At 64.6% G+C, this 22,947-nt stretch carries 17 protein-coding genes; 10 read left to right on the top strand and 7 right to left on the bottom strand.

Going from position 1 to position 22,947, the window contains the following annotated elements:
• Positions 1–208 precede the first annotated feature (208 nt).
• The gene (locus tag ACP693_RS14185) at positions 209–1,498 is read right to left on the bottom strand and encodes a tetratricopeptide repeat protein (RefSeq protein ID WP_426020355.1); all 1,290 of its coding nucleotides are present in this window, start codon (positions 1,496–1,498) and stop codon (positions 209–211) included.
• A gap of 89 nt (positions 1,499–1,587) precedes the next feature.
• Here ACP693_RS14185 and ACP693_RS14180 point away from each other — a divergent pair, with 89 nt between their 5' ends.
• The 4 genes from ACP693_RS14180 to ACP693_RS14165 all read left to right on the top strand — a co-directional run bounded on the left by ACP693_RS14180 (position 1,588) and on the right by ACP693_RS14165 (position 6,437).
• Positions 1,588–2,283, top strand: a complete 696-nt coding sequence (locus ACP693_RS14180) for a Slp family lipoprotein (protein WP_426020354.1) — start codon at positions 1,588–1,590, stop codon at positions 2,281–2,283.
• Between the two features lie 797 nt (positions 2,284–3,080).
• Positions 3,081–4,094, top strand: a complete 1,014-nt coding sequence (locus tag ACP693_RS14175; protein ID WP_426020353.1) for an ABC-three component system protein — start codon at positions 3,081–3,083, stop codon at positions 4,092–4,094.
• On the top strand, positions 4,085–4,579 hold the full coding sequence (locus ACP693_RS14170) for an ABC-three component system middle component 2 (RefSeq protein ID WP_426020352.1): 495 nt from the start codon (positions 4,085–4,087) through the stop codon (positions 4,577–4,579). The genes ACP693_RS14175 and ACP693_RS14170 overlap by 10 nt, the downstream gene beginning before the upstream one ends.
• Entirely contained in the window at positions 4,572–6,437 is a 1,866-nt protein-coding gene (locus ACP693_RS14165; protein WP_426020350.1) for a hypothetical protein, read from the top strand. The genes ACP693_RS14170 and ACP693_RS14165 overlap by 8 nt, the downstream gene beginning before the upstream one ends.
• Before the next feature lie 213 nt (positions 6,438–6,650).
• Here the strand turns inward: ACP693_RS14165 and ACP693_RS14160 are convergent, their stop codons facing one another.
• Entirely contained in the window at positions 6,651–8,513 is a 1,863-nt protein-coding gene (locus tag ACP693_RS14160; protein ID WP_426020349.1) for a hypothetical protein, read from the bottom strand.
• 309 nt (positions 8,514–8,822) lie between these two features.
• Here ACP693_RS14160 and ACP693_RS14155 point away from each other — a divergent pair, with 309 nt between their 5' ends.
• Entirely contained in the window at positions 8,823–10,508 is a 1,686-nt protein-coding gene (locus ACP693_RS14155) for a serine/threonine protein kinase (protein WP_426020348.1), read from the top strand.
• Positions 10,509–10,699: 191 nt separating this feature from the next.
• Here ACP693_RS14155 and ACP693_RS14150 read toward each other — a convergent pair whose 3' ends face one another.
• Together ACP693_RS14150 and ACP693_RS14145 are read right to left on the bottom strand one after the other, a co-directional pair.
• A complete protein-coding gene (locus ACP693_RS14150) occupies positions 10,700–10,939 on the bottom strand; it encodes a helix-turn-helix domain-containing protein (protein ID WP_426020736.1) in 240 nt (79 codons plus the stop codon).
• 75 nt (positions 10,940–11,014) lie between these two features.
• Positions 11,015–11,236 carry a helix-turn-helix domain-containing protein gene (locus ACP693_RS14145; RefSeq protein WP_426020347.1) on the bottom strand — a complete coding sequence of 74 codons (222 nt, stop codon included), beginning with the start codon at positions 11,234–11,236 and terminating at the stop codon, positions 11,015–11,017.
• Between the two features lie 91 nt (positions 11,237–11,327).
• Here ACP693_RS14145 and ACP693_RS14140 point away from each other — a divergent pair, with 91 nt between their 5' ends.
• The 4 genes from ACP693_RS14140 (at position 11,328) to ACP693_RS14125 (ending at position 18,361) form a co-directional block, all read left to right on the top strand.
• A complete protein-coding gene (locus ACP693_RS14140; RefSeq protein ID WP_426020346.1) occupies positions 11,328–11,819 on the top strand; it encodes an RNA polymerase sigma factor in 492 nt (163 codons plus the stop codon).
• A gap of 13 nt (positions 11,820–11,832) precedes the next feature.
• Positions 11,833–12,798: a FecR family protein gene (locus ACP693_RS14135; RefSeq protein WP_426020345.1), complete on the top strand. Its 966-nt coding sequence runs from the start codon at positions 11,833–11,835 to the stop codon at positions 12,796–12,798.
• A 118-nt stretch (positions 12,799–12,916) separates the two neighbouring features.
• Positions 12,917–15,865, top strand: a complete 2,949-nt coding sequence (locus tag ACP693_RS14130) for a TonB-dependent receptor domain-containing protein (protein WP_426020344.1) — start codon at positions 12,917–12,919, stop codon at positions 15,863–15,865.
• Positions 15,866–15,874: 9 nt separating this feature from the next.
• Positions 15,875–18,361 carry a prolyl oligopeptidase family serine peptidase gene (locus tag ACP693_RS14125; RefSeq protein ID WP_426020342.1) on the top strand — a complete coding sequence of 829 codons (2,487 nt, stop codon included), beginning with the start codon at positions 15,875–15,877 and terminating at the stop codon, positions 18,359–18,361.
• On the opposite strand, the gene ACP693_RS14120 is transcribed toward ACP693_RS14125, so the two are convergent.
• From ACP693_RS14120 to ACP693_RS14110, 3 genes are all read right to left on the bottom strand, one after another.
• Positions 18,291–19,961: an asparagine synthase-related protein gene (locus ACP693_RS14120; protein WP_426020341.1), complete on the bottom strand. Its 1,671-nt coding sequence runs from the start codon at positions 19,959–19,961 to the stop codon at positions 18,291–18,293. The genes ACP693_RS14125 and ACP693_RS14120 overlap by 71 nt on opposite strands.
• 97 nt (positions 19,962–20,058) lie before the next feature.
• Positions 20,059–20,697: a lasso peptide biosynthesis B2 protein gene (locus ACP693_RS14115; protein ID WP_426020339.1), complete on the bottom strand. Its 639-nt coding sequence runs from the start codon at positions 20,695–20,697 to the stop codon at positions 20,059–20,061.
• Positions 20,698–21,519: 822 nt separating this feature from the next.
• Positions 21,520–22,005, bottom strand: coding sequence for a helix-turn-helix domain-containing protein (locus ACP693_RS14110; protein WP_426020338.1), 486 nt, complete (start codon positions 22,003–22,005; stop codon positions 21,520–21,522).
• A 346-nt stretch (positions 22,006–22,351) separates the two neighbouring features.
• Between ACP693_RS14110 and ACP693_RS14105 the strand changes: the two genes are divergently transcribed.
• A complete protein-coding gene (locus tag ACP693_RS14105; protein ID WP_426020337.1) occupies positions 22,352–22,819 on the top strand; it encodes a hypothetical protein in 468 nt (155 codons plus the stop codon).
• Positions 22,820–22,947 lie beyond the last annotated feature (128 nt).

Raw genomic sequence — 22,947 nt, 5'->3', positions numbered from 1 at the left:
GACGCAGTTCGGGCATGAGCCGCGACAGCTCTGCCGTATCGCCTCACTGCACGGCTTGGCAAATTTGGAAGACTGGCCGGGGCATCTGCGGAACCTCCGGCCCTAGCTCCCCGCTGGAGCGAGCCGAAAGGCTCAGCCTTGATGTTATCAGGCGCACCTATCGCGCGCAACTTTCACAATCTGGAGAATGGCGATGAGCGCCAAGGCGCTATTCCGGGGCGGCTAAGGCCTGGCTGAAGAGCGACTTGAGCTGTCGCCGCATCGCCTGCCGGACGTCGTAGTCCGCCGAAATGGTGAGCAACTCCGCGCATGAGCCTATGTCGCCGTAACGGCCGACGTTTCGATCGCAACGCTTGATCCATGGCGCGGCGCGCGCCTGCCCCCGCCGGAGGAGGGCGCGGCCTTCATCGCAAACCGTCTCAGCCTCGTCGGTGCACCCCTGTGCGAACGACAGGAAAGCAAGGTAATCGACGTTCGTCTCGCTGCGGACGGATGGGGCCCTAGTCTCGAAAATCACCTGGCCGAGGAAATGGCAGCCTTCCCCGTCGATGAGGATGGCGTCGTTGTGCAGGAAGCAGGCCTTCGATAGCGCGACGAAGGCCTGGGTTAGATCACGCTCCACGCCGGTTCCCGTGAGGTACATCCAGCCAAGGTACTTGCAGGCGTAGGGTCCTTGACCTGAATCGTCGCCGTCGCAGGTCAGCACGAGACTTTGCCTCGCGCGCACGTAGTCGCGCAGCTGGCGGTTCTGGAGATACAGCTTGCCGGCCTCGTAGCAGCCTGCAGTCATGATGCGGGCCGCGCAGGACATGTCGTAGTATTCTAGCGCGACCTTCAGATCGCCGCCCCGTGCCGCGCTGACGCCGCGGCTCCAGCAGGTGTCCACGTTGTTTTCGACCTCGCAAGGCGCAGATGCAGATGCGGCTGCGAGGTCATGAATAGTATAGTTTGGGAAGCCAACGCCGTCTGACGCCCGCTCCCGCCCGATGTCGCGCATGCGCGCCAGCAGCCGATCATGTGCGCGCTCAATCGTGTCGGGACGGCAAGGCAGGCGAGCAAGTTCGCTGCCGCTTCGACTGATGGTGAGGTGTCCGAACGGCAGAAGGGCGGAGGGATCGGGCTGCGCGCCGTTGCGAAGGCCTGTCTCAAACCGGTAGGTAGTGTCTCCATTCGCGAAGGTCATGATCTCGTCGACCGTTCCCGCCGGGCCGTTGTGGCGGACATAGTCGAGATCGGCCAAGGGGCTCGACAGGGTCAGCTCCGGCTCTGACGACGAAGGCCCGTAGCGATAGGTTGCGCCGATATCACTGAGAGATACCGATGCCTCTCGATCGCGCCCTTCGATTCGACAGGTGACGAAGACTTCTTCGCCCGAACGTTCGGTCGCAGCGACGGCGTTCGACGTCCAGACGCCCGCAAAGAGCAGCGCGCAAGCCAGAGCGTGCGACACAATCGAGCCGACGGTCCTCTGTTTAAACTGTCGTGTCGTGCGCACCATCACATCAACCCTTGCCGCAATTAGGGCCCGATGCTGCACGCACTGGCCCAAAATACCAACCGCCGTATGGGCAAGCGTTGAAGGGTGTGGTGACCGCCGACCTGTGGTTTGATGATTGGGCGCGCATCCGCCCAAGACGAAAGTGCAGCTCGATGAAACTTCGCCTCCTCAACATGTCGAGCAGACTGAACGCAGGCGTTTTGCTCAGCTATGCGGTCTTGTCGGGATGCGTCACGTCCCCGCCACTGGTCGCGTCGGACGGCTCTCGGAAGGTGAAGCCGCCTCTCGCGTCTTCCGAGCCCTACGCCGCGCCCTCGCCCTCGGAAGCGGGCGCGGCCTCCGACGACTTCGAGGTTTTAAGGACAGTTTCGGTTGCTGCGTTGAGTCCTAGTCAGGGGGTTGAGGAGCGACACCGTGGCAAGCGCATCCGTTGGGCAGGCGCAGTCGAGCGGATCACCGCAACCGATCAGGGCGTGTGCTTGACCATACTTTATGCCCGCAGCGGTGAGGATGGCGAGCCTCTCTGGACCAACACGCCAACCTATCAACACTTCGAAGCCTGCGCCGCGACCGCCTACGATCCGATGCTGGTTCATGAGCTGACCAATGTCACGATCATCGGTCGCATCTCGGGCACGACCTACATAGGTTCCGGCGGCGGAGACAGGACGGGTCCCGTCGTCCAGATCGAAAACCTGTTCCGTTGGTCGGACTGTCTTTCGGGCGACGACAGCCCCGAGTGCAAATACGGCTTTCTAGATCCGCAAACCGATATCATCGACTGAGGGATGGCCGGAGCAGAGGCGTTAAGGGGACGGCCGAAGCCCGCGCAGCCCTTCCAACCCAAATGCGCGGAGCTCACTTCAACTTCCGACGACGAGAAGTGCGTCTATGTTCAGCCTTGTGATGATTGCCCTTGTCGTTGGCGCACTGGGGGGAGTCGCGATCAGCCGCGCTCGCGCTGCCCGCTTTCGCAGGCGTGCATTGATTGGCTGGTGCTGCCTCCCCTTGGCTTTTGCAGCGGCTATAGTGGCCTACCTCGGACTGAAATCTGGAGAGGCTTTCGCCACATGGCCGCTGCTTTGGGTGGGCATGCTGATCGGCGTCCCTGGCGCACTCTTTGCGCTGGCTGCCGGGCTGGGTTTTTGGGGTGGTCGGCGAGCGCAGTCAGGCCGGGGCGATTAAGGCGGATGGCTTGCCGCTAACGAACGGCAGACGCCCACCGAAAGTTTGCTTCCAAGTCGAAAGCAAATGTCCGTCTCTGACTCAGAGGGGACGTTCGGAACGTCCGCTTGCCGTCAGCCAGCAATTTGCTGCTTGAACACCTGCGCCAAGCTGCGAGACGTCCGGCTTAAAGGTGCCCTTCGATGCGCCTTCCCAGCCCCTCTCAAGAGACAGTGGGGATTTCTGACCGCAGCCCCTTGCACTATCCTCGCTGAGCGAAGCTCTTGGTGCCAAAAGATGCAGGTGGCGGCATCTCGCGCATTGGTGGTAACTCGCTCGCTTAGGGTCTGGAGGACAGCGCTCGCGAGAAGGGTATCCGCTAAATCTAAGGCACGTGCAGGAGGGGAGGAAGCGCGCAATGTCATTCAACGAAGATCGCTTGATCCTCAACCTGACGGACAGCGAACTCGAAGATCTGATCAAGAAATGGCTGGCGCGGGTGGAGGAGACCTATGCCGGTTATGAACGGCCGACCGCGTCGGCCGATATGGGCCGCGATTCTGTCGGCTTCCTATCGGCACACCGCTACGACGGGGAGTGGCACAACTATCAGTGCAAGCACCTGAAGACGCCGCTGAGCAAGGCCGACTTCGTCGTCGAACTCGGAAAGATCTTCTATTACGCGGGCCAGGGCGAGTTCACGCTCCCGACGCTCTACGTTTTCGTCTGCCCGAACTCCGCTGTGCGAGACGTGAAGAAGGTCATAGATCGACCGTCGCTCATCGCCGACTTCCTGATCGATCATTGGGACCAATACTGCCTGAACGGCATCTCGAAGACGCCGTGCCCGCTGACACCGGATCTCGAAGCTGCGATCCGGGGCTACGACTTCACGCATGTCGAACTTTGGAAAGCCAGCGAGCTTGTCGAAAAGCCGCACATGCGAGCGGTTCTGCATGATCACCTCGACATCGATCCCGGTGAGGCTCCGCGCGTCGGCGTGGACGACGTGCCGGAAGATTTTAAGGATGACGAGTCCGCGTACGTCAGCCAGCTTGTGGCTGTCTTTGCCGGCGCCAGTGGCCAGCCGTTTGCGACCTATGCGGATGTCGTTGCCGACAAGGTCTATGGGCCGCAGATCATCAACGCCCGCCGGCGATTTCTCGAACGCCAGGCGTTCCGTCGTCATTTCCGCGACAATCTCCCGGCTAGCCAGATCGACAATGTAGATGTGGACGTGCACGACACGGTGATCGATCGCTATCACGCGCTGGGAGGCGCGCCGCTGCATGATAGACATGCCCAGATCATGGAGAGCGCCTCGACGGCCCAAGTGACGGGCGCGCTGGGGCGGCATAATCGCGTGACGCCCAGCGTGAAGCAGGGCGCCTGCCACCACTTCGCCAATGTGGGCCGCATGCCGTGGGCCTGAGCTTATCGACCGACGCCACGCCCCTGTTCAACACGCCCCTCGAAGCCGGCGTGAGGGCCGTGCTCATCCTCGACGCCTTCGCGCCCGAAGCGTTTGATCTCGCGACCCTGTCCCTGCTCGACTACTACATCGTGCATACCGGCGACATCGATGGTCCTCCCAGTTTGCACCCCGAGCTCAACGCGCGGGCGGGTGAATATTTTGTCCGCCGACATCTGGTGGAACAAGGCCTGTCCTTGATGGCGCGGGCGTCCCTCGTGGAGCAGGTTTTCGCCACCAGCGGCATCGCCTTCCGAGCGCACGAAACAGCTGCCGCGATGACCGATTTGTTGGGGAGTCGGTATAACCGACAGCTCGCCGAGGCGGCCAGGTGGCTCTCGCGGGAAGCGGCTGCCCAAGGGATCGAGCCATTCATCCGGAGCTTGAAGGAGGGTCTCGAGCGCTGGTCCCATGAGATCGTCGGAAAGGCGCCTCGGCATGTCTGAACGCCGCAGGATCACGATCGATCGACTGATGTTCACGGGGCCCGAGCGGCCAGCGGCGTTCGTCGAGTTCAAATCGGGCGTCAACATAATTTGGGGCGCTTCGAACAGCGGTAAGTCGTTCGTTCGCAAGTCGATCGATTACCTGCTGGGTGGAGACCTCCCCACGCTGCCGCCTGAGGGCAAGGGGATGGACAACTATCTCCTCTGGTTGACGCTCCCCGGCGACCAGAAGGCGACCTTGCGCGCATCCGCCTTGGGAGGCGACATCTACAAAGCGGAAGGGCATTTGACGGGCGTCGATACGACGTCCGCCGGATACGAGGTGTTTTCGCGCAAGCACGTGACCTCGCCCAATGTCTCTCGGTTCCTGCTGTCGGCGTCAGGCTTCCGACCGGCGCAACTTCTGAAGAACGAGCGCGCGGAGAAGTCTCCGTTCTCTTTGCGCGTGGTCATGCGCTACCTCCTCGTCGACGAAACGCGGATGATCGACGAGAAGAGCCTTCTGCTCGCTCACAACACCACCGTGACCTCGGAAGACAAAGGGCTGCTCAAGTTCCTGCTAACGGGCGTCGATGGCGCCTCGGTGGCTCAGGTTCGCTCAGCCGACCAGCTGAAGGCGGTAAAGGAGGGGCAGATCGAACTGCTCTCCCAGATGGCTGATCGACTTCGTCAAACGATCGATGAGACAGTCGATGAGGATGCCATCGCGTCCGATCTCATCGATGCCGACGACGAGAGAACCGGCTTGTTGGAGGCTCTGGGTGAGCGGCAGACCAGCCTGGACACCTTGTTCAAGGAGGAGCGGGCGCTCTCCGACGAGGTTCGCGTTCATCAGGCGCGGCTCGCTGAACTCGTCGCCCTCAAGGTTCGCTTCGAGGAGCTTGCCGGCGTCTACGCCTCCGACCTCGAACGGCTCGAAGGTTTGGAGGAGGGTGGATTTCTCCTCCAACGGTTCGCCTCGATGAACTGCCCGCTGTGCGGAGCGGAGCCGCAGCATCAGCTGCATGATCACGGCTTGGGCGGCATCGAGGACCAGAGGCGAGCGGTCGAGTCAGAGATGGGTAAAATTCGGTTCGAAGCTCGCGAGCTCGAAACGGCCCTCGCCGATGCGATTGCCGAGATGGACGAGGTCGAGAAGCTTGCTACGGGCGCGAACGGTCGCCTAACGCAAACACGTAGCGATCGTGAGAACGCCGGACGGCAAGAGTTCTCGGCGCGGTCGATGTTTCTGAGCGCTAGCACAAAATGCGAGAAGCTTGAGGCTGCCTTGGACAGCCGCCGTCGGCTCGCGCAACTCGAATCTCAGATCGATCAGATCAAGGCCGAATCCGTTCGGTCGAGGCCACGCGCCGAGGGCATTGATCTCAACCTCGACCTCACGAATAGCGAGGCCCACGAGCTTTCGAACGCGGTGAAAGCGGTGCTCAAGGCCTGGAATTATCCGGGTGCGGACGCGCTGCATTTCGACAAAGGCGACCAGGATATCGTTGTCGACGGCAAGCGGCGTCGGGACAACGGGGCAGGCGTCCGGGCCCTCTTGCATGCGGCGTTCAAGGTCGGTGTGCTCGCACACTGTATCGACAAGGGAAGGCCTCACCCAGGGTTCGTGGTTCTGGATTCGCCGCTCTTCGCCTATCGACCGGCTGAAGAAATCCGGCCCGGTGAACTGACCGAGGACGAGCAGCGCTTACGAAGCGCCGATGTCGCGACGCACTTCTACCGCCATCTGCAGAGCATGGCTCATCTGGCCCAGTTCATCATCATCGAGAACCACCGGTCGGACCAGGGCGTGGTGGTCCCGTACAACAACTATCAATTCACCCGGAACGCCGCCATCGGCCGAGCAGGCCTCTTTTAAGAGAGCGAGGCGCAAGGACGTGCATTACCTGACGTCGTTGGCGGTTGGACGTCTGTTTCCGGGCGGCCAACCAATGACCGCTTCTGGCGCAGGCCGGCATTCGCAGACGGATGAGAGCGGGGCGATTTCGCCCAAGCGGCCTTACGCGAAATCAGACCGACCGTTCGAATGCTAAGCGCTCCTAGACGGCCGATCAACTCGCCCATCATCGTGCTAGCGGTCTGTCACCCTAAGACGACGGGCCGGCAACCAGCCAGTGACAGATTGCTCAGGCGCGTAGCTGAAGACCTCAACGAGAACCCACCCGTCGCGCATGTCCTTGGTCACCGCCATTTGTCCGGCAAAGACGGTCTGCATCGCCGGCCCTTTTGCATGAGGCTCTGTCCTCAGCGCACCGTCCGAACCGATGTACCGAACGGTCCGATACCGCTCCATCGCCTCGGATCGCGCATCAGATCTTTCCTGACGGACTTCAGCCTCGAACGCGACCTGAGCGGCGCGGTCTTGATCCTCCGCTTTGCGACCGGCCTCGTCTCCCCTGTAACTCGCGATCGCGATCAGAAGTGCGATCATTACGCCGATGAAGTTGGCGATATCGAGCAATCCGACGCGTCGGACCGGATCCCGCTCCCTGAGAATCTGCACTTGCAAATCTCGGACGGTCTCCATCAGGACCGTGATCGTTTCGCCGGTGACGGTTTCAGCATCGGCGGCCCGCGCGGTGCGGACAGCGGTAGAGAAAACTGGTGCGTCGATGTCAGTATCGTCGTCATATGCCCAAAGGGCCTCGACGGCGACGCCGCGAGCGACCGTACCCGCCAAACCTGCTGCGGCGGTCATCTGATAGCCGGGCCTTAGGATGCCGGTTTGAGCGATGGTCTCAGCGAACGAGGCCATCTGCGACGCAAGTCCGCCGGACGCGAGATCAGCGACGAGGCCTAGCATCGGCCTCGTGACTCTCATGTGGTGGTGCAAGTCTAACAGGTAAGCACTCTGCGTTTCGGACCACGCGCCAAGTGTCGAGGCGAGTCCGAGGTCCGCCGCCGACCGAGCGCCGATCGCGGTCCTGAGGGCGCGAGACTGCGCCAGTATGGTTTCGTTGAACGCCTCGTAGGCCGGGAGATTCGCTCGCGCCAACCGGGCCACGTCAGAGCCCAAGGCGTAGGTTTTCAGAATCTCGCGATCAGCCAACCCTGACGCAATGCCGCCGAGAGATGAAGCGCCGATCCCGAGCGCAGCTTTGTGTGCCGCAGTCAGTCCGGAAACATCGAGCCCCAAGGCGGCGTTTCGCACGGCTGACATGGCGCCGAGTTCCAGGCCTTGCGCCGCAGCGATAGCCGAAGGTGTGAGGCCGGCCGCCGCGCGAGCAGCCAAGCTGAGGCTCGATGCATCGATACCAGCGGCGGCGGCGCGTGCGGCGCTAAAAGCGCTGCCTTCAATCCCGCGAGCCAACCTGCCGACCGTGGTGTCACGAGCCGCCGCCAACGTCCGAGCCATTGGCGTGTCAGCGGTGAGATAGTCGAGAACCCCAGCGGCTTTGACCGCAGCCTGAATCTGATCGGCACGATCTACGGCATCCATGATCTGCTCGTAGTTCGGCCCAAGCGATTCGGTCACTCGCCCGCTGGCTTCAAGCCGGGCGTCGTGCGCCAAGTCGTTGGAAAGCCGGATCAGCTGAGCCGTTGCCGTCTCGTCATCGCGGCGCGACATGTCGTAGGCCTCAGAAGTTCTCCTCCGGCGCGCGCGAATATTCTTTCCTGTTCGCCTCAGTTCAATCCAGCGAGGCCGAAGCGCGAAGGATGCTCCAGAAAGGACCGCCTCAGCGACGCTCTCGGCGGCTTCGTCCGTTAGTTCCCAAGGACTGCCGCCGGATGTCGCAAGCGTTTCGGGCCCTTTGGCGCGGGAGACGAGCAGGTCTCGCACCAGGTCACGGCCGGTTGCCCACGCCTTCCTGTCCGCTCCAGCCGCAAGCCACTCCTTGAGGTCGCCGTGAACCTCGAGGTCGAAATCACCAAAGCCCGGCACGTTCAGGACGAGCGGTTGGACCAAGTCCGCCAGATCGAAAGAGATCGTCATCCGCGCACAATAGCCCGAACACGAGGCGGCTGCCTCAGATATGCTGCGAACCTGACGGGTCGTTTCGGTCCGCTGTTGGCAGTGCTCCTGGATCGGCCGGCACCTTGATTGATGGACCTAGCATCAGCCAGTGTGATCGCCGTGCCGAATTCATCGCGCTTCATTCAGTCTCCAACATCGGACTAGGATCACCTATCCGAGAGACAGGCGCATGAGGCGACTGGTGATGACGCTTCACGAGTACAACCTTATCAATCAACTCGCTGTCGAAGTCCTTTCGGCGGCGGCGACTGCGATGAGAGCTTGGCGATGAGTTTGGATGGCGTGTGGTCTGACGCCGCGACCTGGAAAGATCGTTGGGAGAAGGTTGAGACGCTGGAGGGCGGCGGCCAGGGCGAGGCTTTTCGCGTGCGGCGGAAGGACGACGGTCACTCCGGCTTCCTGAAGATCATCAAGTCGAAAAACGCGCCAGAGCGCCGGGCCCGCTTCTTTCGCGAGGCGAACGCCTACGACACGTTCCGCGTCGGCGGCGTACCGGGTCTGATCGAGAGCAATGCCCAGCATCACGCTGATCTGGCTTACACGCCGTACCTGGTCAGCGACTTTGTCGAAGGGCCAACGCTTGGAAAGTGGCGTGCGAGTGAAGCGCACGTCTCCCTGGAAGCGGCTGTCGTACTCACGCGCGCCCTTCTCGACATCCTCAATGCCTGTCACCGAGAAGGGTGCGTTCACCGCGATGTCAAACCTGATAACATCATCCTGGCGGGCGGCGATCCGGCCAACCCGATCCTGCTAGACTTCGGATTGAACTTTCACGAAGCGCCGGCCATCGAGTTCACTACCGAGGACGGGCAGGAGGTTGGGAACCGCTTTCTTCGTCTCCCGGAACTCTCTGCGGGAAGCCGCCTGAAGCAGGACCCACGCTCGGACGTATCGTTCGCGGCAGGCATACTGTTCTACGCGCTGACAGGAGACCACCCCGACCTGCTCTCGGACGCTCAGGGGAAGCTCCCGCACCAGAGGTCCAAGGCGCACGCACTGCTCCAGACGGCGGCCGGCGATCGTTTTCAGCGGCTCGTTTCAATCTTCGATCATGCTTTCGCCTCGATGCTCGACGACCGTTTCACGGATGCCGAAGCGATGCTCTCGCAATTGGATCGGCTCATGCGCGACGTCCCAGTTGAAGGCTCGCTAGAGGACGCCATCGGCGAGTTGGCCGAATTTTTCGATACTCCCGCTGAACGTCGCTTAGGCCTGTCCGATGCCGCAATCCGCAACGGTCTTCAGGCCGTGCAGCGGGCCTACAATGACCTGATTGCGAGAATATCTGGCACGCTGGTCGCAGCTCAAACCAACTTCAATGTCTACATGGACCGCGGCGAGAACACGTTGTTCCTCACCCGTAAAGGGTCCAACCAATACCTCCTTAAAACGACCTACGAAGTGCAGGTGGTGGGAGATGAGCTCGTGCTTCGAATATCGGGCGGGGACGTCTATCGCACGCCATTGAGCGAGCCTGTCTGGGACGAGGCCTTCACCCACGTCGTCGGAATTTGGCTGACTGCCAAGCTGAAGGTTGCTCTCGGCCCGAACGCGCTCCCTATCGAAGCGGAGCATTTTCGCGACCAGTCACCGTTGTCGACTTTGACGGAGGCGGCCGCAGAGGCAAAGCGCACGGATCGGCGCATCCTCGCCTTCGTCTATGACCCGACACAAGAGGGTCTCGGTCGCCTCGACCATGCGCTCGGCGCGTTCCTCAGAAATCGCAGAACGCGCGACCGCATGAACCACAACTTCGTCACTGCCCTGGTGCCGATGTCTCAGCTTATGGCTGTGTCCGAACTCCTTAATGAAGAGTCTATGGAGACCGCCAGATGGGTTGTCCTAGACGCTGATGTTGGGGCGCTTGAGCATGCCGTTATCTATGACAACGCTGAGGTGGCAGAGAAGCAAATGGCAGACCTCGCCGCTCGTCATGCCATGGGTCAACAATAGCCAGCATCCGTGAACGTCCGACCCTACCTGGATAACGCCGTCAGGTTAGCCGAGCCAAGTTGAGAAGCGCCTTATCTCGCCTTGGGATGGTGAATGTCCGGATTCCGGCAAGGTTGTAATGTCCGCTACTGGCGCAATGCCGACCTAGGGTGAGACCTCGGCACCCTCTAGCAAGACCGGACCAAGTTTCACTAAGGCGTATTCTGGTAACTAATGTTCTCACTCTTGATCTCGAACAAGCGCGCAGGATGGATGCCGAGTGCGATCGAAATAGCAACGATCGTCTCAAGGCTCGGGTTCTCTTCGCCGCGCTCGATCCCTGCGAGATATCGTAGGGATAAATTGGCCTCACCTGCGAGGGTCTGCTGCGACCAATCTCGACGGCGGCGAAGCTGTAAGATGTTCTGCCCAACGCAGCGCTTCCAATCCATAAGGTTTGGGTGGGCGATCAAACAGTAATGATAAAGGTGATATGCTGCTAGCAGTATATTGCTAGTTACAAAACTCTACGTTTCGTTCTCTGCCGGTTGCAGCAGTGTCCAAATCGGAACCTTGAGCGCGATTGCGATCTGAGAAGTTGTCTCCAGACTGGGGTTTTCCTCGCCTCGTTCGATGCCAGAGACAAATCGAACAGATAAGTCCGCCTCGCTGGCGAGATCCTGCTGAGTCCAACCGCGATCGGTTCTGAAGCGAAGTATGTTCCGTCCTAGGGTGTCCTTCCAATCCATCGAAGATGGATCGCCGGTCACAAGCAGATGTTAAAGGAGCTAAACTGCTAGCAATATGTTGCTAGCTGAATTACACTTTGCATTGAAACCAATGAGCACTTCAGACGCACATCCGCCAGAAGATCCGAAGGGCCGGCTGGACCTTCTCTACCGACGCCATGCTGCTTGGCTAGCGCGGCGGCTCGCGGGCGTCGGTATCCGTGGGACAGAGGATATCGTTCAAGAAACTTATCTTCGTACGGCCATTTATGGTGGTGGAGAGGAGATCAAGAATCCAAAGGCATTTTTGTTCAGAGTTGCGACCAACATCGTCCGGGACCAGGCTGCCCGCACCTTAAAACGAGGGTTAGCTGAAGGTGCTGTCGGTTTTGGACGCCAAGAATCGACTGCATCGTCGGAAAATTCGTTCGTTCTCCAACAAATCATCCTGGGGTTGCCAGAGCCGCTGCGGGATGTCTTTGTGATGTCGCGGGTCGGTGGGCTGAGCAACGCCCAGATCGCCGAGCGGCTCGGCATCAGCCCGAAGACGGTGGAGTGGCGGATGACCAAGGCTCTGGCGCATTGCGCCGCTCAGCTCCGCTAGAATGGGGCGCGACATGAACGGCCCGACGGTGCGGGTTGCGAAGGAAGAGACCGAGGCGGCGTCCTGGCACGCCCGTCTTGGCGCGCGCGAGGTCGATCCGCAGACCCTTCAAGACTTTTTCGACTGGCGCGCGAAGCCAGGCCACGCCGCCGCCTATCGACGTGTCGAACAGGTTTGGCGACAGGCGGAGGGCCTGAAATCCTCGCCCGAGGTTCAGGCCGCTCTGGAGGCAGCCATGCAGCGAAAGAGCGCGCGGGAGGCGAGAGGGCCGTCGGGTTGGGCCTTGGGAGGGCTGGCCACGATCGGCGCGGTGCTGGCGCTGGGCGCCGGGGGATGGTGGTGGACCCAGGTCCGCAACGTTTATAGCACCGCCGTGGGCGAGCAGCAGGTGGTGCAACTCTCGGACGGGTCGTCGGTGCGGCTGGACACCGACAGCCGATTGCGCGTGCGCTACACCGGCGACCGCCGCACGATCGCGCTCGAAAAGGGCCAGGCCCTGTTCGAGGTGGCCAAGGAGCCGGCACGGCCGTTCGTCGTCGACGTCGACGGAGCCCAGGTGACGGCGGTCGGCACGGTGTTCGACGTCCGGCGCGAAGCCGCAGGCCTGAGGGTGACGCTTGTCGAAGGCATCGTCGATGTAGCGGGCAGGGGAGGGCGCGAACGTCTGACGGCCGGCCGCCAGGCCGAGGTCCGCGCCGGCCGGGTGCAGAGCCGTGTGATCGACGCCAGGGCGGCGACGAGCTGGACCGAGGGCCGGATCGTCCTGGTGGACGCCAGGCTCAAGGACGCCGTCATGGAGGTGAACCGTTATCTGACGGAGCCTGTGATCCTGGCGCCGGATGCGCCGGTGTCCACGCCCGTCAATGGATCGTTCCGGGTCGGCGATCGTGACGCCTTTGTCGCCGCAGCCTCCGGGGCGCTGGGCCTGAAAGTTCAATCCAGGGCGGACGGGGCGGTGGTCCTGTCGCGAGGCGGGTGACGGTGTCGCGCGCTCGGCGTGATCCGACCGCGGAGAAATATTTATCCAAGCCTCCGGGGTAGGCCGGGGTTCGAACGGTCTCTTTCACTGACGCGAGGGGCGTCCGGGAGAGAAACGAATGCATCAGTGGGGTTTATGGACGAGCGGCGCGGTCGGCGTCCTCGCGTTAGCGGCGGCCGCACCCGCGTCGGCCCAGGCGCCGCAGTCGGCGCGCAACTACGAGATACCGGCGGGGTCTCTGCGCGATGTGCTGAACGCCTTCGCGGCGGCCTCGGATCAGCAGCTGTTCTTTGAGAGCCGCCTGGTCGACGGCAAGACGTCGCCAGGCCTGAGCGGCGCCTACACGTCAGCGCAGGCGTTGAGCCGTCTGCTGGACGGCGCCGGACTGCAATGGAGCGAGCCGCGACCGGGGGTCATCTATATTCGGACGATCCCCGCTGTGAGTCTGTCGGCGGCGCCCGCCGCCGAACTGGAGGAGGTGGTGGTCACCGGCAGCCTGCTTCGCGACCCGGGACCTGCCGTGTCTCCGGTGGTCACGCTCGGCCGCGACGAACTGGACCGGCGGGGCCGGGCGACCGTCGCCGAGGTGCTCGTCGAACTGCCCCAGAACTATGCGGGGTCGTCGACGCCGCTCGTGCAGGGCGCCGGCTCGGACCGCTCGGGCTCCAACTCGGTCTATGCGACGGGCGTCAACCTGCGCGGCCTGGGCCCGTCCTCGACCCTCAGCCTGGTCAACGGCCGACGACTGGCCGGCTCGGGCTTCCGGGGCGAGTTCGCCGATGTCTCCGCCCTGCCGTCGGCGGCGGTGGAGCGGGTTGACGTGCTTTTGGATGGCGCCTCCGCGATCTACGGCACCGACGCCGTGGCCGGGGTGGTCAATGTCATCCTGCGTCGGACGTATGACGGTCAGGAAAGTCGCGTACGGGCTTCGGCCGCCCAGGGCGGTGCGGAGGACATCGTCGTCTCGCATCTGATCGGTCGGACATGGTCGGGAGGCGGCGCCTATCTTTCCGCCGAGCACCAGACCACCAACGCCTTCAGCACCCTCGATCGGCCCTATACGGCGGATGGCGACCTTCGGCCGTACGGCGGCACGGATCGACGCACCCTCTACAGTTCTCCGGGGAATATTCTCGCCTTCGATCCCGCAGCGGGCGGCTACGTCTCCCGCTACGCCATCCGCCCGAACGCCTCGGGGTCTGCGACCTCCCTGGCGGATTTCGTGGCGGGCGGCGCTAACCGCCAGAGCCTCGAACAGGGAGGGGACATCGCCCCGGCGATCGAGCGGTACAGCGCCTATGCGCGATGGTCGCAGACGATCGGGGGGCAGCTTGACCTGTCGGCGGACCTGCGGTTCAGTCAACGGGACTATACGCTGCTGCGCGGCGCCTCGGCCGGCATCTTCAATGTCAGCGCCGCCAATCCGCATTTTCTTTCGCCTGTCGGCGCCTCATCGCATCTGATCGGCTATTCGTTTCTGAATGACGTGGGGCTGGCCCGGGCTGCCGGTCAGTCAAGAAGCGTCGGCGGCACGATTGCCGCGCGCTACGATTTCACGTCCGGCTGGAGCCTGGACGCCTACGCCGCCCTCGCCACGGAGCGAGGGGAAGTGGGGCAGCGCAATCGGGTCAACTCCCGCTTCGTGAACGAGGCGCTCGGCGCCTTGGCGGACGATCCGGCGACGTCCTATTCGGCCGCCCGGGACGGTTATCTCAACCTGTTCGGGGCGGGTGAGGCGAACAGCGAGGCCGTGCTCGCCTTCATCAGCCAGGGCTATTCCGGGGGATGGGACCGGAGCCGCGCCGGCTCCGTCAACCTGCTGGCGGAAGGCCCTCTCTGGTCGATGCCGGGCGGAGAGGCGCGGCTCGCTGTAGGCGCCCAGTGGCGCTCGGATCATTTCGACACGGAAGCGACCAGCTTCCTCTCCTCGGCCGCGCCGATCGTCTATGAAACCCCGGAGCGAAGCCGGGAGATCGCCGCCGTCTTCGCCGAAGCCCGTTTCCCGCTCGTGGGGGAGGGCAACGCCCGTCCGGGGCTTCGTCGGCTGGACCTGTCTGTGGCGGGGCGGCTGGAACGGTATGACGACTTCGGCGAAACGGCCAATCCCCGGCTGGGGCTCGCCTGGGGGCCGGTGGACGACCTTCTGTTGCGAGCGACCTGGGGGACCTCCTTCCGCGCGCCCTCCCTGCCGCAGATCTATGATGCGGCGGCCGTCAACGGTCTGTTCCTGTCGCGACCCGGCGGCGCCCAGGTCCTCTCCCTGATGCTCGTAGGGGGGAACGCGGACCTCGAGCCGGAAACGGCCGAAACCTTCACCGCGGGCTTCAGCTGGCGGCCGCGCGGACGCCTGCATCTGGACGTCAGCTATTTCGACACCCGGTTCACGAATCGGATCGCCCAGCCCGTCGCGGCCAACCCCGCCGGCGCCTTGAGCGATCCCGCGCTCGCCCCCTTCGTCACCGCGATCGCGCCCGCTGCGAACCCGGCTGATCTCGCCCGGGTGCAGGGCCTCACGGGACTGCCCGGGTTTCCCTCGCTCTATCCGCTGACGACCTATGGGGCGATCGTCGATGCGCGCTGGGTCAATACCGGGGCGGTCAAGATCCGGGGCGTGGACCTGGAGGCGCGGTACCCAATCGCGCTCGCCGGCGGCGCCCTGACGCTGGAAGGGACGGGGTCGTGGGTGCTGGAGTACGACAATCGACCGACCCCCGCTTCAGCCGTCCAGGACGTCATCGGCCTGACGGGCTATCCCGCCCGGCTGCGGGCGCGGATCGGGGCCAGCTGGACGCACGGCGCCATCGGGGGCGGCCTCCACTGGAGCCATTCGGCGGCCGGACGCGACCGCCTCGGCGCCCGGGTCGGCGCCTGGGACACGCTCGACGGGCGGGTGAGCTGGACGCCGGGGACCGGTAGCGGGCAGGGCCTGCGCCTCGCCCTGACCATTCAGAACCTCCTTGATGCGGACCCGCCCTTCTTCGACAGCGCCAATGGGTATGGATTCGACCCGGGTCAGGGCAATCCCTATGGGCGGGTCGTCGCCCTTCAGCTGATCAAGCGCTGGTAGGGGGCCGCCATGAACAGAATATTCAAGCGCCTAGCCGGCGCCTTGGCGATCTGCGCCTGCCTGGCGACCTCGGTCCATGCGGAGCCGGATGGAAAAAGGGATATGACGGTCGACGACATCGTCGGGCTTGAAGGATTTGGGAGGGCCTCGATCGCCCCGGGCGGCCGGTGGGCGGTCTATGAAAAGCGCGGCGCCTACGACACCATTCAAGCCGTCGATTATGTCCAGAGGTCCGTTTGGACCATCACGGATCTCTGGCGGGTCGACCTGACGGCGGTCTCACCGCAGCCCGAGCGTCTTCTTCCGGACGAAGGTCTTGGTCTCTTGCGCGGAGAGTGGTCGCCGGACGGCGTCCGGATGGCGGTGTTTCGTCTCCAGGGCGGCCGCTACGAACTCGGGATCGCCGAGGTCGGGGCGCGAAACGTACGATGGACCGGTCTCACGCCGGACTTTCTGCCCAAGGGCGCGCCGGTGGTCTGGGCGTCGCCGACCCGGCTCCTGGTCGTGACCCGTCCGGACGGAAGCATTCCGCCCCTCCTGGGCGCAGCGAGCAATGCTCAGGCCCGTGTCGCCGCGGCCTGGCGCGTCACGTCGGAGGGGCGCGCGCCCAGTCGCACGGTCATCGACACCGACGCGGGGGTGCAGACGCCCGAGACGGCCACGCCTGTTCAGCATCTGGTCGAACTGGACGCGGAGACGGGAGACGTGGTCCGGGTACTGTTCGCCGGCGTCGTGACGGATCAGGTGCTTTCGCCGGACGGTCAGACGCTGGCGGTGCTGCTCGGCGCCGAACGGCTCAAGCTCGCCGATCCGCCCCTGTCCTTCGACGATCCTTTCCGCCAGGGCCTGCTGATGGTCCGGATGGCGGATGGACGACGGACGGCGCCGTCGGACAGGCTTGACGTGGCGACGCAGATGCTGCGTTGGTCGCCGGACTCGCGCGAGGTGCTGTTCTGGGCGCGTGGCGATGACCAGCGGTGGTCCGAAGGGGGGCTTCGGTCCATGGCGCAGGATGGGACCCTTCGCCGGTGGCCGACGACCCTCGATCTCGGGGGGGACATCAACATTCTCCGCGGGGTGCGGGCGGATTGGCTGCAAGGCGCGCCGGTGATCTACGGGCGACCTTCCGCAGGCGCACGCGCGGACTGGTTCCGTCTGGACGGCGCCGGTCAGACCGTGCTCACGGCAGGGCTGGCCCACCCGCCCGCCAGCCTCGCGGCCGCGCCGGAGGAGGATGCGCTTCGGGTCTTCGCCGAGGACGGCTACTGGCGCATGGACGCCAGCGGGGTGCGAAGACTGACCCCCGCAGCGATCACGGTCCGGCCCATGCCGGCCTATGATCCGGAGCGGCCTCGCCGCATCGTCCTGGACGCGCCGCGACAGGACTGGACGGCGGCGGTGCAGGACGCGGGTCAGGCCGTCGTGGTGAGGGACGGGTCTGTTCGTCCGATCGGTCCGGCGACCGATGCCGGCGAAACCCAGATCCTCGCCGCATCGCCGGACGCCCTGCTCGTGCTGGTGCGTGACGAACTGGTGGAGGACCTGCGCCTGCGACGCGGGGACGACGACATCCTCCTGGACCGGGTCAATGCGGGCCGGGCCGACGTGCGACTGATCGCTCCGGAATTCATCCCGCACGCCAATGCGCTGGGGGAGCCGGATCGTTCTGCCTTGTTTCTTCCGCAAGGTCCCACGCGCGGCGTTGTCGTTGCGGTCTATCCGGGCTTCGCGGAGGAAGGACGATGGGCAGGCCCTCTGCTTCTGACCTACAACATCCGGGCGCAGGTCCTGGCGGCGGCCGGCTATGCCGTGATCAATCCGGCCATGCCTGCCGACAGGCCGGGCACGCGCAGTTTCGCGCATTATGTGGACAGCGTCGATCGGGCGGTGGACGCCGTCTTCGCCGCTCATCCCGACCTGCCCCGGGATCGCATCGCCGTCTTCGGCCACAGTATGGGCGGTTACGCCGGTCTGGCCATCGCGACGCAGACGAAGCGCTACCAGAGCTACATCCTGTCTTCGCCCCCGGCGGACATGTTCGCCATGTGGGGCGAGTTCAACGCATCCAGCCGCAGCACGCCCGAATACGGCATTCCGTTCGGTCACCAGCAGGGTTGGGTCGAGAACGGCCAGGGCGAGCTCGGCGCGACGCCCTGGGCCGATCCCGCCGCCTATGTTCGCGAAAGCCCCTGGCTGCAGGCCGATCGGATTTCGGCGCCGGTGCTCCTGTTGACGGCTGACATGGACTTCGTTGGCCTCACCAACGCCGAGCGGGTGTTCAGCGCCCTGTCGCGCCTTGGCGGCCGATCCCGCATTGTCACCTACTGGGGCGAGCACCATGCACGATGGAGCCCTGCGAATATCCGCGACCAGTATGGCCAGATCTTCCGCTGGCTCGAAGAGACCTTGCCCCCCTCCGGAACGATCACCGCGGCGGAGGAGGAGCAAGGCGCCGCTCCCAGGCCCTTATCCAACCCTCGAACGCCGCCGCCGTGAGCAGGGCGGCGTAACGGCCCCGCCAGATCAGCGTCTCTCGTTGAAGAAGCTTGTCCACGCCGGCGGGGTCGATCACGCCAAGAGCGACCAGCCGGCCGTGAATCAGCCAGTCCCGAAGGACGTCGATATTGTCGAGGATGATCTTGCCATAGAGGCGGCTCATGTCGCCCTTGGAGCGCCGGTGCAGAATCTCCGGCGGCAACCGGTCTCGAAAAGCATGTCGCGCCAGACCCCGGTCACGCCCCTGAAGGACCAGAAGGGCGGTTGGCGTCGACAGACAGGCTTCGACCACCGGTTGGGCGCACAGCGGATGACGGACATCGACGCCCTCGGTCAGAAGGGAAGGGCCGTGTCGGGTGATGTTGTCGATGACGCCGCTGATTTGCCCGGCCTTCGCCGGACCGAAGGCGGCGCTGTTGCGACGCCAGGCGGCCATTGCGGGGGTGTCCTCGAGATGGAGGAGAAAACTGTCGTCCCGCGTCGGCGGCGCCGCGCCCTCGCGGACGAACCGTCGGGCCTCGCGCGCCAGCGTCCAGAGGGATTTCTCGACGGCGATCGCCTGGTCGCGGCCCTCCCGCGACAGGAGGGTGCGCCACCCGCACCGCATCCAAAGGTCCGTGAAGACATCGCCGCCAGTGTTCTGCATCAGAACGGAATCCCCGCCCTTGCCGGTCATTAGCGCGTCCGCCTCGACGGCTTCGATCTGACGGCGCCATTCGAGGTCGTGAGCGGCGTCGAGCGCAGCCAAGCCCGGACGGAAGCCCCCGTTGGTGCGGACGAGCGTCTCCCCGGACAAAGGTGCGGAGGCATGGGCGATTCGCAACGGCGTGATGTTCAGGCGTTGCGCGAGCGCCTCCACCCAGAAGCGCTCGTCGGATTCCGGCGTGGCGCCGTAGGCGTTCAGCCAGGTCTGGACCTTGAGCCCAGGCGCGGCGACGAGGGCGGCGGCCACGATGCTGGAATCCAGTCCGCCCGACACTTCAGCGGCCAAGACGCCCGACAGGCCGCCGAGGCCCTCGACCGCTTCTTGTATGGCGTCGCGTAGTCGACGCGCGGCCGGTTCGAAAGTCAGGGGGGCGTCGAGACTGACGCGGGCGAAGGTCGCCGCCTCCCAAAGCCGGACCGCCGGACGGTCCAACGGCAGGGGCTGGACGTCCCCGGGCCCGACGGAGCGCGGCCCGTCGAGCAGCAGGTCTCCTGGCACGAGCTGAGGACTGCGCAGGGCGGCGGCGACCCGGCCGATGTTGATCGACCATGTCGGCCGCAGGGCTTCAATCAGCCAGTCCGGCGGCGCCGAAGCCGCGAAGGTCAGTCCGTCCTGGGTCCAGGCCACGCAGTCCATGGCGCCGGACGGATCCCGCAGCAGGGCGTCCAGGCGGTCGCGCGACGCGAAACGGACGCCGATGAAACGACCCCAAAGGCGCGAAACCATCTTTCTTTCATATCCCCAGTCCGTGTCGGACTCTCCGTCGGGGATGACGGGATTCCGACGATCGAGGACGTCCCCCAGCAGGACCCAGCCGCCGATCCGCTGGACTTGCGGCGGATGGGCGCCTGCCGTGGCGATCACGGTGGTCGCGTTCAAAGGCGTGGTCGCCATGCCTCGGTCCCGGGCGAGATCGATGATTTGTCGGGCGCGTCGGCTCGCGGCCTGGTCATCGTGAACGGCGCGCGAGACGATCAGATAGTCGCCCATGTCAGACCGCCCGGATCGGGGTGTAATGACGCACGCGGTCCAGGGTGTCGCCGACGACAAGCGCCCCGATCTGCAGCCAGCAGTGGGCGGCGAAGGGCCAGGTCCGGACCCCGAACACCCAAGTCGGTCCATAGCCTTCGTGGTGGAGCCAACGCCGCAGGACATAGGCGCGGTGCAGGCATTCGCCCTCGAACGGGATGAAGGGCGCCGCCTCGCGCACCGCCGCGACCAGGGCGCTCAATCGATCCTCATCGTCGGCGCTGCAGGCAGGCGTGGCGGGCAAGGGCGCGACAAGCGCAGACAGTCGCCGATTGTGAAAGCTGGCGGTCGCCGCCGCCACGACCAGACCCGCCCGGACGGTGGACAGGCGCGAGCGGGTCAGGCGAGGCTCCAGAGCGCGGGCGGCCGGCGGGCAGACCGGGCGGGGCGGAGAGGGTTCCCGCATGGCGAGGCCCGCCTGGATAAGGTCTTCTGCAAGCGCGGGGTCGGCGACCGCCAGGCTGCCGTCCGGCGCCGGGGTCAACCAGGATGCTGCGTCGACGAGACACTCATAGCGATCCTCCTTGACGTCAAGCACCACGACATCCTCATGCAGGGCGACCATCGACACCCCGTTCACGGACCAGAGGGGGAGCGTCATGACGCCCGTCCAATGGGATCGGGCGGCTGAGACGGAGAGGGTGCGGACACCTGTCCGGGGGTGGGCCGGCGGCTGTCGTAGAGTTGGAGTTCCGTGTAGGGCCCGTCGCCGTCGCGGGTGCGTTCAAGGACGCGGCCTAGGGAAATCTGGAAGATCAGAGGGGCGGCCATTACGGCTCCTGTGGAAGAAGGGCGGGCGGGTACGCCGCCCGCCCAGGCGCTCAGCCGACCGGAATCCGGGAGGGCCAGACGAGCATCTCGATGTGGATTCCACCGTCGGTATCGCGCGTTTCCTGGCGTGCGCGGCCGAGGTCGAGACGGGTCAATCGTGTCAGGGGCATGAGGGTCTCTCCGGTTTGATCGCCACGGATGTGGCCGGATCAGACAGCGCTTGGCGGGGTGGAATACGAAGCGATATCTGTCCGATATCTGCGGTCGAGGGCGGCGCTCTGTCGTGACCCGCAGGGGCGTCGGCTGGGCCGTCCCACGCCGTTTCGCGCCGGGAAAGACATCCACGGCGTAAGGGAGGCGGAGGGCGGCAGGATGGGGGTGCAGCGCCGCTCGCGCAAAGACGGGCGACGCTGTCGCGTCGCCCGTCTCGCCGTTCACGCGACCAGGGTCTTGCTGTCGAAGGCCTGGATTTCGGTGTAGGGGCCGCCTTCGCGATCGCGGGTGAGATCGCGGGCGCCGCCGAGCGTGAGGCGATTCAGGGTTGAACGAGCCATTGGTCTTCTCCTTGAGGCCGTAGGATTACGGCCCCGCCACGGAGCGCTCGCGCGGCGGCGATACGAAGTGATATCTCGCGAATATCCGGGATCGCCGCCTATCGTCCCGGCGGGGGTCGAGAGGCGTCAAGGCGCGCGGCCGCGGCGTCAACCTCGTCCTGTAGGGCGCGCATCTCGCGTGCCTTGGCGGCGAGCGTCTCGAACATGGGGGTCACGATCTCGAGGATGTCGCGCGTGCTCAGCGCGGCGAGATCGGCGCCGGCGTCCCGCGCCAGGTCATGCAGGCCGTTCGTCAGGATGCTGGCGAATTGGTTGCCTGCGCTGTACAGCGCGAAATCCGCCTTGCCGATAATCAGGGCGACGACAATGGCGTAGTAGTCCGTCTTGGTCGCCCTGGCGAACCGATGGACATATTCCAGGTTCAGCTTGGTCTCACCGTTCTCGAACCGCTCATAGGCGCTCGGGCTGATGTTCATCAGGGTCGCCGTCTCGGCCGCCGTCAGCCGGCGGAGCCTGCGAATGGACTTCAAGGCGACGCCCAAGACAGGGGCTCCACCTACGGCGTCCGGGAAGGCCTCGGTCATCACGCGTCCTCTACTCCAAGCTTGACCTTGGCAACGTCCGGCTGTGCGGCGCAAGATTTGCGGCGGGTAATCCATCGAATTTTGAGGCGCCAGGCAGCGAAAATCGACGGATGATGCAGCGTTAGCCGAAGATAAGCGCCCGCACAGCTTGTGCGCGAGCGCTAAATCCGTCCGTCTGCCGATCAGTTGCGCCCTGGGGACTTACACGCCCATGAACCGTGCTCGAGATCCGTTCCAATTTGCGCTGGACTCCCTGCGGTCAAGACTGGCGGCCGGCCGCTATGGATCTGGTCGGCCTATCGTCATCGCCGACGAGGCCCGACGGTTGCGATTGTCGACCACGCCCGTGCGCGAAGCGCTCTGCTGGCTCGGCGGCGAGGGATTGGTCGAGCGCGGCGGAGCCGGCGGGTTCTTCGCCCCCCGCCTTGAGGCCGCCCTCATCGCCAAACGATACGAGCTGCGACGTCTCTATCTCCTGTGCGGCCAAGACCGCCCGGTCGATCCGCCCGACGGTCTGATCGACGCCGGGACGGCGGTGGTTCGGCTGCAGGCTCTCTGGGGATGGCGGCTTGGAGCGCTCGGCGACGCCGCCCTTTTCGACGCCTTCCTTCGAATCCAGGGCCAGCTTGCCCGCTTTCATGCAGCCGAGGCGCGGCTCTTCGCCGACCTGGAGAGCGAGGCGCAAGCCCTGCTCAGCGCGAGCCCCGAGGCCGAGGCGATTCTGCTGGCGCGATATCACGCGCGTCGCGTAACCGCTGCACCGCTTCTGGTGCTCAGCGCGGAAGGCGCGGAGAGCGCTGAGGATGAGGCGTGAACCTGCGGGTGGTTCTCCTCGGAGTCGGGCTTGTCGCGGGCTTGCAGGCGGCCAGCCAGACGTTCGCCTGGACCTATGGGCACACGCCTGTCCTCGGACCCGGGGCAAGGGTGAGCCCCGGTCTGACC

It is taken from the genome of Brevundimonas sp. TWP1-3 (assembly GCF_049896085.1).
Taxonomy (GTDB): domain Bacteria; phylum Pseudomonadota; class Alphaproteobacteria; order Caulobacterales; family Caulobacteraceae; genus Brevundimonas.
The sequence above is the reverse complement of the archived record's forward strand: the minus strand, read 5'-3'. Positions and strand labels throughout refer to the sequence as shown.

What these genes read in the sequence shown, in the direction of transcription:
- ACP693_RS14185 (WP_426020355.1), bottom strand. Translation starts at nt 1,498, where the DNA reads ATGGTGCGCACGACACGACAGTTTAAACAGAGGACCGTCGGCTCGATT.
- ACP693_RS14175 (WP_426020353.1), top strand. Translation starts at nt 3,081, where the DNA reads ATGTCATTCAACGAAGATCGCTTGATCCTCAACCTGACGGACAGCGAA.
- ACP693_RS14165 (WP_426020350.1), top strand. Translation starts at nt 4,572, where the DNA reads ATGTCTGAACGCCGCAGGATCACGATCGATCGACTGATGTTCACGGGG.
- ACP693_RS14160 (WP_426020349.1), bottom strand. Translation starts at nt 8,513, where the DNA reads ATGACGATCTCTTTCGATCTGGCGGACTTGGTCCAACCGCTCGTCCTG.
- ACP693_RS14155 (WP_426020348.1), top strand. Translation starts at nt 8,823, where the DNA reads ATGAGTTTGGATGGCGTGTGGTCTGACGCCGCGACCTGGAAAGATCGT.
- ACP693_RS14150 (WP_426020736.1), bottom strand. Translation starts at nt 10,939, where the DNA reads ATGGATTGGAAGCGCTGCGTTGGGCAGAACATCTTACAGCTTCGCCGC.
- ACP693_RS14145 (WP_426020347.1), bottom strand. Translation starts at nt 11,236, where the DNA reads ATGGATTGGAAGGACACCCTAGGACGGAACATACTTCGCTTCAGAACC.
- ACP693_RS14140 (WP_426020346.1), top strand. Translation starts at nt 11,328, where the DNA reads ATGAGCACTTCAGACGCACATCCGCCAGAAGATCCGAAGGGCCGGCTG.
- ACP693_RS14135 (WP_426020345.1), top strand. Translation starts at nt 11,833, where the DNA reads ATGAACGGCCCGACGGTGCGGGTTGCGAAGGAAGAGACCGAGGCGGCG.
- ACP693_RS14130 (WP_426020344.1), top strand. Translation starts at nt 12,917, where the DNA reads ATGCATCAGTGGGGTTTATGGACGAGCGGCGCGGTCGGCGTCCTCGCG.
- ACP693_RS14125 (WP_426020342.1), top strand. Translation starts at nt 15,875, where the DNA reads ATGAACAGAATATTCAAGCGCCTAGCCGGCGCCTTGGCGATCTGCGCC.
- ACP693_RS14120 (WP_426020341.1), bottom strand. Translation starts at nt 19,961, where the DNA reads ATGGCGACCACGCCTTTGAACGCGACCACCGTGATCGCCACGGCAGGC.
- ACP693_RS14115 (WP_426020339.1), bottom strand. Translation starts at nt 20,697, where the DNA reads ATGACGCTCCCCCTCTGGTCCGTGAACGGGGTGTCGATGGTCGCCCTG.
- ACP693_RS14110 (WP_426020338.1), bottom strand. Translation starts at nt 22,005, where the DNA reads ATGACCGAGGCCTTCCCGGACGCCGTAGGTGGAGCCCCTGTCTTGGGC.